The 13099-nt window shown below is 69.8% G+C and carries 12 protein-coding genes; 3 read left to right on the top strand and 9 right to left on the bottom strand.

Annotation, left to right across the window (positions count from 1 at the left end; translation table 11 throughout):
• Nucleotides 1–3 precede the first annotated feature (3 nt).
• A complete protein-coding gene (locus KOI47_RS08165; RefSeq protein WP_216215384.1) occupies nt 4–957 on the top strand; it encodes a quinone oxidoreductase family protein in 954 nt (317 codons plus the stop codon).
• Nucleotides 958–1116: 159 nt separating this feature from the next.
• On the opposite strand, the gene KOI47_RS08160 is transcribed toward KOI47_RS08165, so the two are convergent.
• The 7 genes from KOI47_RS08160 to KOI47_RS08130 all read right to left on the bottom strand — a co-directional run bounded on the left by KOI47_RS08160 (nt 1117) and on the right by KOI47_RS08130 (nt 7684).
• Complete coding sequence (locus KOI47_RS08160) at nt 1117–1974, bottom strand: IclR family transcriptional regulator (protein WP_216215383.1); 858 nt, start codon at nt 1972–1974, stop codon at nt 1117–1119.
• An 85-nt stretch (nt 1975–2059) separates the two neighbouring features.
• Nucleotides 2060–2911 carry an alpha/beta fold hydrolase gene (locus KOI47_RS08155; RefSeq protein WP_216215382.1) on the bottom strand — a complete coding sequence of 284 codons (852 nt, stop codon included), beginning with the start codon at nt 2909–2911 and terminating at the stop codon, nt 2060–2062.
• Nucleotides 2908–3852 carry a DODA-type extradiol aromatic ring-opening family dioxygenase gene (locus tag KOI47_RS08150; RefSeq protein ID WP_216215381.1) on the bottom strand — a complete coding sequence of 315 codons (945 nt, stop codon included), beginning with the start codon at nt 3850–3852 and terminating at the stop codon, nt 2908–2910. Before KOI47_RS08150 ends, KOI47_RS08155 begins: the two co-directional genes overlap by 4 nt.
• Nucleotides 3853–5187, bottom strand: coding sequence for a M20 family metallopeptidase (locus KOI47_RS08145; RefSeq protein ID WP_216215380.1), 1335 nt, complete (start codon nt 5185–5187; stop codon nt 3853–3855).
• Nucleotides 5188–5454: 267 nt separating this feature from the next.
• Nucleotides 5455–6630 (bottom strand): aromatic ring-hydroxylating dioxygenase subunit alpha, encoded by a 1176-nt coding sequence (locus tag KOI47_RS08140; RefSeq protein WP_216215379.1) that lies wholly within the window; start codon nt 6628–6630, stop codon nt 5455–5457.
• A 185-nt stretch (nt 6631–6815) separates the two neighbouring features.
• Complete coding sequence (locus KOI47_RS08135) at nt 6816–7211, bottom strand: hotdog family protein (RefSeq protein ID WP_216215378.1); 396 nt, start codon at nt 7209–7211, stop codon at nt 6816–6818.
• Nucleotides 7208–7684: an FAS1-like dehydratase domain-containing protein gene (locus tag KOI47_RS08130; RefSeq protein WP_216215377.1), complete on the bottom strand. Its 477-nt coding sequence runs from the start codon at nt 7682–7684 to the stop codon at nt 7208–7210. The genes KOI47_RS08135 and KOI47_RS08130 overlap by 4 nt, the downstream gene beginning before the upstream one ends.
• A gap of 104 nt (nt 7685–7788) precedes the next feature.
• Here KOI47_RS08130 and KOI47_RS08125 point away from each other — a divergent pair, with 104 nt between their 5' ends.
• Nucleotides 7789–8640, top strand: a complete 852-nt coding sequence (locus KOI47_RS08125) for an alpha/beta fold hydrolase (protein ID WP_216215376.1) — start codon at nt 7789–7791, stop codon at nt 8638–8640.
• Between the two features lie 6 nt (nt 8641–8646).
• Here the strand turns inward: KOI47_RS08125 and KOI47_RS08120 are convergent, their stop codons facing one another.
• Nucleotides 8647–9585 (bottom strand): DUF368 domain-containing protein, encoded by a 939-nt coding sequence (locus KOI47_RS08120; RefSeq protein ID WP_216215375.1) that lies wholly within the window; start codon nt 9583–9585, stop codon nt 8647–8649.
• A gap of 125 nt (nt 9586–9710) precedes the next feature.
• Between KOI47_RS08120 and KOI47_RS08115 the strand changes: the two genes are divergently transcribed.
• Complete coding sequence (locus KOI47_RS08115) at nt 9711–10715, top strand: M14 family zinc carboxypeptidase (RefSeq protein ID WP_232376615.1); 1005 nt, start codon at nt 9711–9713, stop codon at nt 10713–10715.
• A gap of 55 nt (nt 10716–10770) precedes the next feature.
• Here KOI47_RS08115 and KOI47_RS08110 read toward each other — a convergent pair whose 3' ends face one another.
• Complete coding sequence (locus tag KOI47_RS08110; RefSeq protein WP_216215373.1) at nt 10771–13029, bottom strand: glycosyl hydrolase family 18 protein; 2259 nt, start codon at nt 13027–13029, stop codon at nt 10771–10773.
• Nucleotides 13030–13099: the final 70 nt, after the last annotated feature.

Here is a 13099-nt window from a genome sequence, read left to right as displayed (position 1 = left end):
CGCATGCGGGCCGCACGGATTCATGCCTTCGGGGCCGACCCCGTGGTGGAAGAGGTACCAGCGCCGACGCGCAATCCAGGGCAGAGCCTGGTCCGCATCGAGGCCGCCGCGCTCAGCCATCTGGACATGACGGTGACCAGCGGGCAGTTCGAGCTGCGTCCGGAGCTGCCGCATATCGGCGGCACGGACGGCACCGGGGTGGTGGTGGCCTCGGACACCTTCGAGGCCGGGACCAGGGTGCTGGTACGTGGCGCGGGCATCGGCCTGGTGAAGAACGGCTGCTGGGCCGAGTACCTGGTCGCCTCCGATCGTGCGCTATCCGTTGTGGACAGCGAGCTGGAGCCGCCGGTGGCCGCTTCCTACTTCCTGCCGACGACCACGGGCTACGTCGCCGTGCACGATGTCGGCGCGCTGGAGGCGGGGGAACGGGTGATCGTCACCGGGGCGGCGGGCGCGGTGGGGTCGATGGCCGCGCAGTTCGCCGTGCTGGCCGGCGCGAGCGAGGTGATCTCCGTGGTCCCCCGTCCCGAGCAGGCCGCGCTGGTGCCGCCGAAGACCCGCCCGGTGGTGGGCACCGGCGCGGACGTGGTGACCGAGCTCGGCGAGGACCCGGTGGCCACGCTGCTGGTGGACACCGTCGGCGGCGAGGGCCTAGTCGACCTGCTGCGCCTGGTCCAGCCCGGTGGCCGCGCCGCGCTGGTCGGCTACACCCTCGGCACCAAGCTGTCCATCGACCTGCCGAGCTGGCTGCTGCGCGATGTCCGGCTGCTGCCGGTCAACATGATCCGCAAGGACCAGCGCGCCCGCGAGCTCGGCCCCGAGATGGCCCACCTGCTCGCCGCGGGCACGCTGAGCCTCCGGGTCCAGTCCTTCGCCTTCGACGACATCGCCCTCGCCATGCGCAAGCTCCGCGAAGGCACGGTGAACGGCCGCGCCGTCGTCCTCCCCTGCGGGTGATTGTTCAACAACCGCACGGGAACGGCAAACTCACGCGCATGAGCAGCAAACGCGTGCGCATGAGCGGCAAACACACCGGTTCGGCGTGTTTGCCGTCGGCGCGCACGTGTTTGCTCCCCACGCGCACGCGTTGGCCGTCCACGCGCACGCGTTGGCCGGTTAGCGGCGGCCGCAGCCGGGGAAGGGGCAGTCGATGACGGTGCCGCAGGTGATACCGGAACCCCCGCCGTCCTCGGCGAACAGTGCGCAGCGCATCGACTGCAGGGTCCGGCTGATGCCGGCGCCGGCGTCCCGCAGCGCGCCGGTGACCCGGTTGACGTTCATCCGCGTGGTGGGGGCGGTCACCGAGAGGGCGCCTGCCAGGCGGGTGCCGCCGCTGAACACCGGCACGGCCACGCTCATGTAGCCGAGGCGGGTCTCCTCGACCTCCACCGCCATCCGGTCCCGCCGCATCCTGGCCAGCTGCTTGCCGAGCAGGTCGACCGACATCGTGGTGTTCCGGGTGAGCGCGGTGAGCCCTTCGCGCACCACCTCGTCGAACACGCTCTGCGGGGAGAACGCCAGGATCATCTTCCCGGTGGCCGTGCAGTACAACGGCAGCCGCCCGGCCACCCGCGACTGCGAGTGCAGGCCCCGATGACCCGCGATCTTCTCGATGTACAGCACGTCGATCCCGTCCCGCACGCCGAAATGCACGGTCTCCTGCGTGGCGATCAGCAGGTCCTCCATGTACGGCAGGGCGGCGTCCCGCAGGATCCGCCTGCGCGGGACCAGCTGCCCCAGCTCGAACAACCGCAGCCCCAGCCGGTAACGGGTACCCACCCGCTCCAGCAGGCCCCATTCCAGCAGCTCCCCGGCCAGCCGGTGCACGGTTGCCTTGGCCACCCCGCTGCGCCGGACCAGCTCGGTGAGCGAGAGGTCGACGTTGTCCGAGTCGAAGGCGTCCAGGATCAGCTTCGCCTTGCCAAGCACCGACTTCGAATCGGCCGGGAGCGAGTGGGGATCCGCGAGCGTCATAGCAGGGCACCCCCTCCGGTCGGCTCGGCTCGACCACCCTACGACATGGTTGTCCCCTCAACCAACCGCGCCGGTGGAACTGCCGCTAGTTCGTTGCCCCGAGGAACTCCAGGCTCAACGTGTTGTACCGCTCGTGTTGCTCGTGCTGCGGCCAGTGACCACACTCGCCGAACAGGTGCAGCTCCGAGTTCGGGATGGCCTCGGCCAGCCGCTGGGCCTCCGGCACATCGCCGAACGGGTTCTGGTGCCCCCAGATCACCATGGTCGGTGCCTTGATCAGCTCCAGCTGCTCGGGGCGCAGCAGGTTGCGCTGCCGCACCTCCATCTCCTGCAGGCAGAGCAGGTTCGGCAGGTTCCGCACGAACTCCGGCTGGTGGTAGATGCGGTGCCGCACCTCGACCAGCTCCTGGCTGACATCGCGCTCCGCGTCGTACATCAGCAGCTCCAGCCGCTTCCGGGTGAGCTCGATGTCGTCGGTGTGCACGGCGTGCGTGGTGGAGGTCTTGATCCGCTGCATCACCTCAGGGTTGGCCACCATGCCGCCCGCGGCCAGCAGTTGCAGCGAGCGCACCCGGTGCGGATACTCCCCGGCCACCCGCGCGGCGACCCAGCCACCAAGCGACTCCCCGACCAGGTGCACCCGCTCCAGCCCCGCGGCGTCGAGGTAGTTCACCAGGTGCTCCATATAGCGCGGGATCTCGTAAGGGTAGTCCGGCTTCCCGGTGTAGCCGTGCCCGAGCAGGTCGATGGCGTGGCACTCGTAGTGCGGCGCGTGCGCGGGGATGTTGCGCACGAAGGCCTCCAGGTGACCACTCGTGCCGTGCAGGAACACCACCGGCTCGCCATGGCCCGCACGCAACGAGCGGGTCGGTACCCCGGCGGCGTCCACCATGCCGAGTGCGAAGTCGACGCCGGTCAGCTCGGTCCAGATGCTCATACCTGTGCCCTCCACGGATCGATCAGTGCTGCGCCCATGCCGGTCAGCCACTCCGGCATCGGCTCGTACGCCAGCCGCAGCGCGGGCGCGTAGCCCAGCGCGGCCGCCATCACCAGCCAGGTCCGGAGCTCCTGGCCGCCGTTGCCTGCCTCCCGCTCGAGCAGCTCGGTGGAGTACCCGGCGAGCGTGCGGGCCTCGCCGGCCTCCAGCAGGCGCAGGAAGTACTCGTCGAACTCGCTGTTGATCACCGGTTCCGCGGCACGGATGATCTCCCTGCGCCGGGTGTCGTACTCCGCCCAGTTGTGCCTGCCGTCCAGCCAGGCCCGCACCATGAACTCCTCGTCCTCGCCATCCGGCTCACGCCAGTCCGGCCACGGCAGCCGGTGCGAAAGGCCACCGGAGGCGATGACGGCCACCCGGCGGCCCTCGAACTCCCGCAGGGCTTGCCCGATCGCCTCGCCGAGCCTCGCACATCTGTCCATTGTGGGCAATGGTGGCGCGAAGACGTTCACCACCAGCGGCACGATCGGCAGGTCCAACTCGTCCAGCAGGTACTGGATGGCGTGCGACTGGCCGTGGTCGATCTGCAGCCGCGCGGAGTAGGCGAGATCGAACCGCCCGGAGCCGACCAGCGTGTCCACCAGATGCCTTGCCAGCGGCACGTCCACCGCCTGCGGCCCGCTCGGCGTCCCGGACTCCCCGCTCGCGACGCATTCCCCGACCCCGATGGTGAACGAGGGAATCAGGTCCAGCCAGAAGCCGCGGAAATGGTTGGAACCGATCAGCAGCACCGAGTCCGCCCCGGATTCCACGATCGCGGCCCGCGCCTGGTGCAGCGCGTACCGGAACCGGCGTGCCTCGAACTTCCTGCTGGTCTGCTCCCAGTGGGTGTTCATCAACGTGCTGTGCGAGGCACCGATACCCAGTACGATCTCGGCCATCTAGCCCAACCCCACTTCCGCGCGTGACCTGCACACCGTGTCGATCGCGACCCGGACGAGATGCCTGGTCAGTTTCTCCGCCTGCCGCACGTCCACCGTGTTCATCCCGAGCTGGAAGTCGATCGGGAACAGGGAATCGTCTACTTTGGGCATTCCGATCCGGACGGTTGGCACACCTCTGCCGCGCAGGATGTTGGCGTCGGTCGCCCCGCTGTTGTCGGTGACCGGCACATGCTCGGCCGCCTCGAAGGCCCGCCAGGCCTCGATGGCGGCGCGGCAGATCCAGCTGTCCGGATCGGTACTCACCCCGGGGATGGCGAGCACCTGGCGCACTTTTGCCTGAACGCCGCCCAGTTCCGCGGCCAGCCGGTGCACCTGCGCGGTCAGCTCCCTGCGTGCCGCAGCGGGCGTGGTGCGCGGGCTCAACCGCAGGTCGACCAGCAGCAGGCAGGAGGCGGGGGTGAACGCCGCCGTGCGCCGCGTCCCGCCCTCGATCGCGGCCACCACGCCCTGGGGAGCCACCAGCCCGTCGCTGTTCCGCGCCGTGTACTCGGGGAACCACCGTTCCAGCCCGTGCGCCAGCCTGCCTGCAAGTTCCACGGCGTTGGTGTACGGCAGCCGGTGCCGCGAGCCGACATAGGTATGCGTCCCGCCCACCTCGATCTCGAACCAGGCCAGTCCGACCTCCTCCCAGGACACCGTCCAGCCCGGTTTGGCGATCACCGCGAAATCCGGCCACTGCCCCTGCTCCAGCAGGAAGGAGCAGCCGACGCCGTGCCCGATGTTGCGCCGTGGGTTGCCTGCCAGCCCGGTGCTCGGCATTCCGCCTGCGCCGAGAGCGACCAGCAGGTCCCCGCTCAGCTCCGGGCCCGCGCGGTGGATCGCCTCGGCCGCGGCCAGCACGCAGGCGGCGTGCCCCTTGGGGTTGGAGGCGCCGAGCCCGAGCACGTGGTCCCCATGCGACACCGCACGGGGCAGCATGTCCGGCCGCAGTTCGGCACCGGCCCACGGCAGGTCGTGGGCTTCCTCCCCGGTGGTCACCGTGTCCACCGGGGCGTAGAGCAGCAGGTCCGGGCCGCTGCCCGTGCCGCCCAGCCTGCCGACGGCATTGGCCTGCCGATCATCCAGTGGCTGCACCCAGGACTCGATCCCGCTCGCGCCGAGAACGGCCACGGCATGCTCGGCAAGCGCCGCCTCGTCGCCGGTGGGGCTTGGCACGTTCACCAGCCCGGTGACCAGTTCGCGCAACCGCTCCGCGGTGACCTGCTGCCATGCGCGCTCCGTCCACTCGCGCCGCCGCGCGTCCAGCCCGGCGAGCCCATCCGCCGCAGTCATCGCTGCTCCTTCGCGGCTCCGCGCGCATCCGCTATCGTGCCGACGGGGCGCCCGTCACGACCCGGCGTACGCTCACCACCGCACGCGCCCCGCCGCCCCGATAGCGGGGCCTTCGGCCACGTGCGCGCCCGATGGTCACCGTTACTGCCGCGGCTCGACACAGGGCTGCTCATCGTCCGACCCGGTGCACCTGCGTGGAGCTGCGCCGGGCCAGCCGCCTGCCCAGCAGGCCGCACCCGAGCGCCAGTGCCGCACCGGCCACGATGGTCAGGATTCTGCGCACCCGTGCACCTCCAGCTTCGCGGTGAACTCCTTCTCCGCGAGGTTGCGCCAGGCGGTGAGCGAGACATCCGGCCGGTACAACCGTTCCGGCGGGGCGTCGGTCACCTCCACCATCCAGGCGTCCTGCCCGGAGAACTGGCCGTGGAACAGCCAGCGGATGCCGCCGAGATACTTCAGATAGAACCCGAGCGCCTTCCATCCGGCGGTGAAGTTCACCATCAGCCCGACGTAGCGGTGCTCGCCGTCGTCCACCGGCACGTAGAACTCGTAGTGGATGAACTTGGGGTACACGATCCGCAGCACCCCCGGCATGGACAGCGAGGCGAACCCGGCGAACTCCTGTGCCGCGATCGTCGGGTCGATCTTCTTCGGCTTGCCGGTGTTGCCGATGTTGAAGGTCTCCTTCGGCGGCCGCAGTTTCCACCAGCGCTGGTTGCTCCACTTGCCCACACCGGGGAAGTCGGCTTCCCAGTGCACCTCGTCTTGCACCCGGTAGATCCATCGGCCGTCGCCGACGACCCTGGTGCGGTTCCAGGTCGGCATCGGCTTGAACAGCCGCCACAGCGAGGTGCGGTGCAGGTACTTGGCGTGTCCCTCGTCGAAACCGTTCTCGCAGGCGAATCGCCAGTTACCGCGCCGGGGTTCGATCCGCCCGCCCACCACGAACCGGTTCCCGACCAGCTCCTCCGGCAGTTGCTCGTCGATCGGATGCGGCTGCTCGTCCGCGATCGGCACGTACACCCATACCAGCCCGAGGCGCTCGGCGACCGGGTAGGTCCGGACGGTGACCTTCCCGCAGATCGGGGAGTCCGGCCCGTCAGTGATCACCGCGCACAACTTGCCGTCGGTGAGCCGGTAGGTCCAGCCGTGGTAGGGACAGCTGATCGTGCCGGGGAACTGCTGGTCCCCTTCGGACAGTGGCACACCGCGATGCGGGCAACGGTCGTGCAGCGCGTACACCGTCCCGCCGTCGCGCAGCAGCACCAGCCGTTCCCCGCAGATGGTGAAGGCCCGCGGGGTACCGTCGACATGGCTGCCCCAGGTGACCGGGTACCAGTAGCCAGGGAAACCGCTGCCCGCCGCGTCGTAGTGCGGCCAGGAGGCCCAGTCCTGCCTGCCAGCGGCGCGCGGGCGCCATCGCAGCGAATCGGGACCAGCCATCGAGGACACCTTCCCTGCGCGTACGAGATCGGCGGGCCTGGATCATCGACCCGCCTGCCGCGCCTGATCCACCACCCCGTTCCGCTCAGCAGACCCACACCGGAGGGGTGCCCTGAACGTGGCGATCAGGACGTTCAACGTCGCGAACGGCACGATTGAGACATCTGACGTCGCGAAAGCCACGTTCAGGGCCCCGCTGGGGAGGTGAGGCGGACCGTGGCGGTGCCGTGGCAGCAGACGGTTTCGGCGTCGCAGCGCTGTTCCAGGTCCAGCACGGCCTGACCGTCCCGCACCTCGCGTACCGTCCCGGTGACGACCAGCCGGGACCCGGCGGGTGCGGGCGCGCGGTTGCGCCAGTTCACCGAAAGCACGGCCGCCGGATCGCCTGCCCACTCGGCCGCCGCGCGGAAGAAGCCGCAACCATGCAGCTGGGCCATGACGACCGGGGCGGCCAGACCCTCCGCGGCTGCGAAGCCCGCGTCGTAGTGGATCCGGTGCGCGTTGCGCGTGACGGCGCCGAACCGCAGCAGGCGCACGGCATCCGCCGCCAACTCGGTGGGCTGCACCACGGGCTCGGTCATCGGACGATGAACCTTTCGGTCACCTCGGCCAGCACCCGCGTGCCTGCCGTGTAGGTCTTGTCGACGGTGAGCAGCAGGAACACCGTGCTTCCCTTGCGCTGCACCGAAACCAGCCTGCGGGTGAGCCACACGGGTTCGCCGGTCGGCACCGGCGCGGTGAACCGCACCTCCTGCCCGCCCGCCATCAGCCGGACGTCCAGCCCTTCGGTGCCGGGCACCTCGTCCCGGTACATCCCGTCCGGCCGGTACTCCTCCGCCTGCGCCCCTGCGGGCCCGCGCAGCAGGCTGGGCAGGAACATCGGGTGCACCAGGAAGTCCGGCCGGGAGGCGTCGAGCAACCGGGGGTCGGTCTCCCCCGCCGCGCGGGCGAAGGCCACCGCGTCCACCGTACGCACCGGGCCGAGATCCCGGTGCTCCTCGCGGTCCACCAGGGCCAGTGCCCGGCTTTCGGCCAGTTCCAACTCGGTTCGCATGACAGCCGAGACTAAGCGAAGCCCGCGCCATGGACAGCGGGGCGGACCGCTGAACGAAACAGCCCGCTTTCCCACAGGGCGGGCGCGGGACCAGGATGCCGAGGGTGACTCCAGAACCACCGGGACACTTCGCCGAAGCGGACGGGGTCCGCTACCACTACCTCGACCTCGGCGCCGGCAGCCCGACGGTCTTCCTGCACGGCGGCGGGCCCGGCTGCACCGCCTGGTCGGACTTCGGCCCGGTGGCGCCGCTGTTCGCCGCCGACCGCCGCTGCCTGCTGGTGGACATCCTGCAGTACGGCAAGTCGGACAAGTGCGTCATCTCCGGGCCGATGTGGGACTTCCACGCCGCAAGGACCGTCGCCCTACTGGACACCCTCGGCATCGACCGCGCCGACTTCGTGTGCAACTCCTGGGGCGGGACGATCGCGCTGAACCTCGCCGCCCATTATCCCGACCGGGTGCGGGCCCTGGTGGTCACCGGCAGCATGCCAGTGCACTACGGCCCGCTGGCCCCGCTGCCGGAAGGGGGCAGGCGCGGGCGCAACGCCAGGGACGCCTACTACGGCGGCGAGGGTCCGAGCCTGGCCAAGATGCGCGCGCTGATGGCCCGGCTGGAGTGGTACGACCCGGACGCCATCCCGGAGTCCACCGTGCGGCTGCGCTACGAGCAGAGCCTCGACCCCGGCGAGCGGGCCCTGGCCGGGGCCTCCGACCAGCCGCGGGGCGAGTGGCAGGACCTCACCGACCAGCTCGGCCGGATCACCGCGCCGGTGCTGTTCGCCTGGGGGATGCACGACGCCTTCCTCACCCCGGACTACCCGCTGATGCTGGCCAGGATGATCGAGCGAGGGCAGCTGTACGTCATGGACCGGGCCGGGCACCACCTGCAGGAGGAACGCCCGTACGACTTCTACTCGCTGGTCACCGGCTTCCTGGACCAGCGGCACGGCTGAGGCCCGCTACACGCTCGCGGTGGCGCCGTCGTTCTCCCGGCCGGCGTGCTGCCTGGCATGGATCTTGGCCTCGGCCACCACCAGCACGATCACCAGCACGGCACCGGCGACCGCGAGGGCGACCACCCCGCCGACATCGCCGTAGGGGGCAAGCAGCGTGCGGTCCTCGTCCTGCCACGGCCACAGTGCCCGCAGCGAACCGATCATCAGCCCGGTCATCACCGCCAGCGTGGCCTGCCTACGGTGGTGCAGCAGCCACTGCAGCCCCTTGACGAACAGGCCGAGACCGATCAGCGCACCGAGCGCGAACGCCCCGAGGTAGGCCAGGTTGCGGTCGTTCACCGCGGCGATCGTCGGGCCGTAGATGCCCACCGTCAGCATCAGGAAGGAACCGGACACCCCGGGCAGCACCAGCGCGTTGATCGCGAAGGCCGCCACGATGCCGACCAGCCACAGCGGGGGGTCCGCGATCTCTCCGGCAGGCAGCCCGGTGAGCACGGCGCAGGCCACCGCTGCCAGCAGCATGAGCAGGTAGTCCAGCCCGCGCGGAGCCGCGCCCATCGCGCGCAGCGGCACGATGATCGAGGCGAGGATCATGCCGCCGAAGGCGCCGAGCGCGTGCTCGGGATGGTTCTCCAGGATCGGCGCGAGCAGCTTGGCCGCCAGCACCAGCGCGACCGCCATCCCGGCCAGCACCGGCAGCACCAGCGCCCAGTCGATCCCGCGCAGCGCCGTGCGGCCACGTGCGGTGCCCTTGCCCTTGGCCAGATCGCCGAACAGCAGGCGCAACGCGCTCAGCAGCTCGCCCGCCGCGTCGATCAGGTTGGTGTAGACGCCGGTGACCAGCGCGAGCGTGCCGCCGCTGACCCCGGGGATGGTCTCCGCCGTGCCGATGAGGCCACCGCGGACGACGTTGAGCGGCGCCTGTTTCCAAGGGGTGGGCATGCGCAAACTGTAGAGCTCCGGCTCCGGGCGGCCACCGGCGGGACCGCCTTCACCGGCGCCTTGCCGGTAGCCGCGCCACCGGGGCAGACTGACCCGTTATGGGGAAAACACGGTTCGCTTCCGTATTGTCCGCCTTATCCGCTTTCCTGGTCCTTCCTGCCCTGCTGGCAGCCCCGGCGCAGGCCGCGCCCGCGCCGGAGCAGCAGGGCGGGCACCGCTGGGTCGATCCGCGGCCGAGCACCGCGAAGCTCGCCTTCGAGCTGCACAAGCTGCGGCTGTTCAGCCGCGGGGCCGTCCAGGTCTCCCCGATCGGCCGGTCGAACGAGGGCAGGCCGGTGTGGAGCGCCAGGGTCGGCCACGGCCCGCTGCGCATCCTGTACCTCACCCAGCAACACGGGAACGAGCCGCTTGGTACACCCGCCGCGCTGGAGTTCCTCCGCGAGACCGGGCTCGGTAACAGTCCCTACCAGCGCTGGCTGCGCTCCAGAGTGACCGTGGACATCGTGGTGCGGGCCAACCCCGACGGGCATGAACGGAACTGGCGGTACAACTACGCGCCCGAGGCCGATCCGGAGTTCGGCGAACCGGGCAAGGGCTACGACATCAACCGCTACCACAACCCCGAGCTCGCGCCGGAGGACAACCCGGCCACCGAGGCCGGGCTGATCCAGCGGCACTACGCCGGGTTCCAGCCGGACATCGTGGTGGACTACCACATGCAGGGCCGGTACCGCGACGATGCGGGCAGGGAGCTCACCGGCTCGGTCAAGTGGCCGACGCACCCCGAGGTGGCCGAGCGGGCCGTCACCCTTTCCAAGCAGGTCACCGTGGTCGCCGCGGCGGCAATGAACGCGGCAGGCGGCAACATCTCCCAGTACCCCGGCGGGAACTACCAGGGCATCGCCCGCAACGCCTACGGCCTGCGTGGCAGCGGGAGCGTGCTGGTCGAGCTGAGCGCCATGCCGGCCGAGCACGAGCAGGCACAGATCCGCAGGGCGACCCATGCCATGCTGGCCGTCGCGCGGGGCACGGCGAACGGCTCGCTGCGGAAGATCGACCCGGAAGCGGCCGAGCGGATCCCGCCCCGCGGCGAACCGATCGGCGCCGCACGGACCGCGGACAGCGCCTGACGACAGCGGGTCGTGGGTGCTCCCCGCGCCGGAACACCCACGACCCCACCGCCTTCTAGTTCAGGCCGGAATCGACGGCCCGCATCAGGGTTCCGTTCCGGGTGTCCCCGGACATTTCCCAGATCATCGCGCCGAGCAGGCCCTTCTCCTTGATCCAGTCGGTCTTGCGTTCGATCGACCAGGTGTCGTCGAAGGTCCACCACTGCCCGCCGTTGCCGGTGTAGCAGTAGCTGGCCACGGCGACCGGATCGTGGTGCACCGAACAGTTCGACACGCTGGACATCAGGTTGCTGTACCCGCGGGTACCCGCTTCCTCGGCGAACTGCCCCGGTGCGGCCCCGTTCGCCGACTGCCATTCACCGTTCGCGCCACCATCGGCAACCCCTTGCCAGCCCCGTCCGTAGAAGGCCAGCCCGATGGTCAGCTTGCGCGGATTCACCCCGGCGTCAAGATAGACGTCGATCGCGTTCTCCACGCTGAAGTGGAAGTCGTAGGGATCGTCCGGATCCACGAACAGGTTGCCCTGGTGCCCGGTGCGGTTCGGTTCCCAGGAGTTGTCGCTGCCGGAGCCGTGGAAGTCGTAGCCCTGCACGTTCATGAAGTCCAGGTACTTCGCGACCTCCTTCAGCTCCCAGCCCGCCTCGATCTTGGCCGGGTCCGCAGGGGTGAACGCGGTGAGCTGGTAGCGCTCCCCGGTCTGCTCGCCGAGCGCGTCGAGTTGCTCCCGGAACTCCTTGATCAGCAAGGTGTTGTTCCGCTTGTCCTCCGGGCTGACGTGGTTACCCGCATGCCCCTCGGCACCCGGCCACTCCCAGTCGAGGTCGATACCGTCGAAGATGCCCGCGGCACTGCCAGGACCACCCGCCCCGTTGTACTCCGGCAGGTTGCCCTTGATGTAGATGTCGATGCAGGAGCGCACGAACTTCTCCCTGGCGGCCTCGGTCGCTGCCACATCGGAGAAGTACTTCGAGTACGTCCAGCCACCGAGCGACATCATCACCTTCAGGTGCGGGTACTTGGCCTTCAGCTCCCGCAGTTCGTTGAAGTTGCCGCGCAGGTCCTCCCAGCCGGTGTCACCGACCCCGTCCACCGACTGGGCCGCGCTCATCGGCCGCCCGTAGTCGGCTTCCGCGTCACCCGCGCCGTCACCCTGGTTGGGATCCTGCGGGTCGGGGGAGGTTCCCTTGGTGACCCCCTGCAGGCAGGTCAGGTCGTCCGGGTCGATGTTGCCGAAGGCGTAGTTGATATGCGTCAGCCGCGCGGCCGCACCACTGGTGTCCAGGTTCTTGACGAAGTACTGCCTGCCGTAGATACCCCACTGCACGAAGTACCCGACCTTGGCGTGTCCCTCCACGACGTCGCTTGTGGACACCGTGATCGCGGAGCTTGGTGCCGAGGTGTTGTCGTAGCCGTCCCGTGCCCGGACCGTGAACGAGTAGCTTGTGGACGGTGAAAGCCCGTCCACGGTGGCCGAGGTACCGGTCACCGTGGTGCTCAGCGTGCCGTCCCGGTACACGTCGTAGGCGGCGACCCCGGTGTTGTCCGTGGCGGCGTTCCAGGTGAGCGAGACGCTGCTCGAGGTCGCGTCGGTGGCACGCAGGTTGCCGGGGACAGTCGGCGCCTGCGTGTCGTCGGACGGGTTGTTGGTGCTGACCGTCACCGGGGCGCTCGGCTCGGATGCCGTTCCCTTGCGGTCCTTGGCCACCACGGTGAAGGTGTACTCGGTGTTCGGGGTCAGCCCGGTCACCGTGGCCGAGGTACCGGTGACCGTGGCGGCGAGGGTCTCCCCGCGGTACACCTCGTACTCTGCGACCGGAAGCGATCCCGGCCCGGCCGCGTCCCAGGCCAGCGCCACCGTGGTGGTCGTCTTGACCGTCACCCGCGGATTGGCCGGTGGCGTCGGCGGGGTGTCCGGTGAACCGTCGCAGTTCGCGTCGTCCACCCGGCACATGGTGGGCTCAACCGGTGAGCTGAGCCGGAAGGTCGGACTGTATGGATAGGTCGAGGCGCCGGGTTGCAGCGTCTCGATGTAGAAGGCCGGGGTCAGGGTCACCCTGGTCCCGGTCTGGCTCACCGTGCCGTGCGCCCCGGTGCTGGCGGTGACACCCTCGGGAAGCTCGAAGGTCACCGCCCATCCGGAGACCGCGGCACTGCCGTTGTTGGTGACCGTGTACTCGCCGGTGTTGCCGGACAGTGTGAACGTGGCGGTGAGGTCGCCCGCCGCGCGTGCTGGCGTGCTCAGGGCAACGGCCGCCGTGATGGTGAGCAAGGCGGCGACCGTGGCTCTGAGCACTCGATGCAGGGTGGATCTCATTGCTGTTCCCCTAACGCAGGGTGGAAGGCGAACATGTCCTGTGGTCTAGACCACAGATGAATGTACCCCG

Source organism: Amycolatopsis aidingensis (genome assembly GCF_018885265.1).
Lineage (GTDB): Bacteria > Actinomycetota > Actinomycetes > Mycobacteriales > Pseudonocardiaceae > Amycolatopsis > Amycolatopsis aidingensis.
Note: the sequence above shows the minus strand (reverse complement) of the source record. Positions and strands in the feature narration are given on the sequence as shown.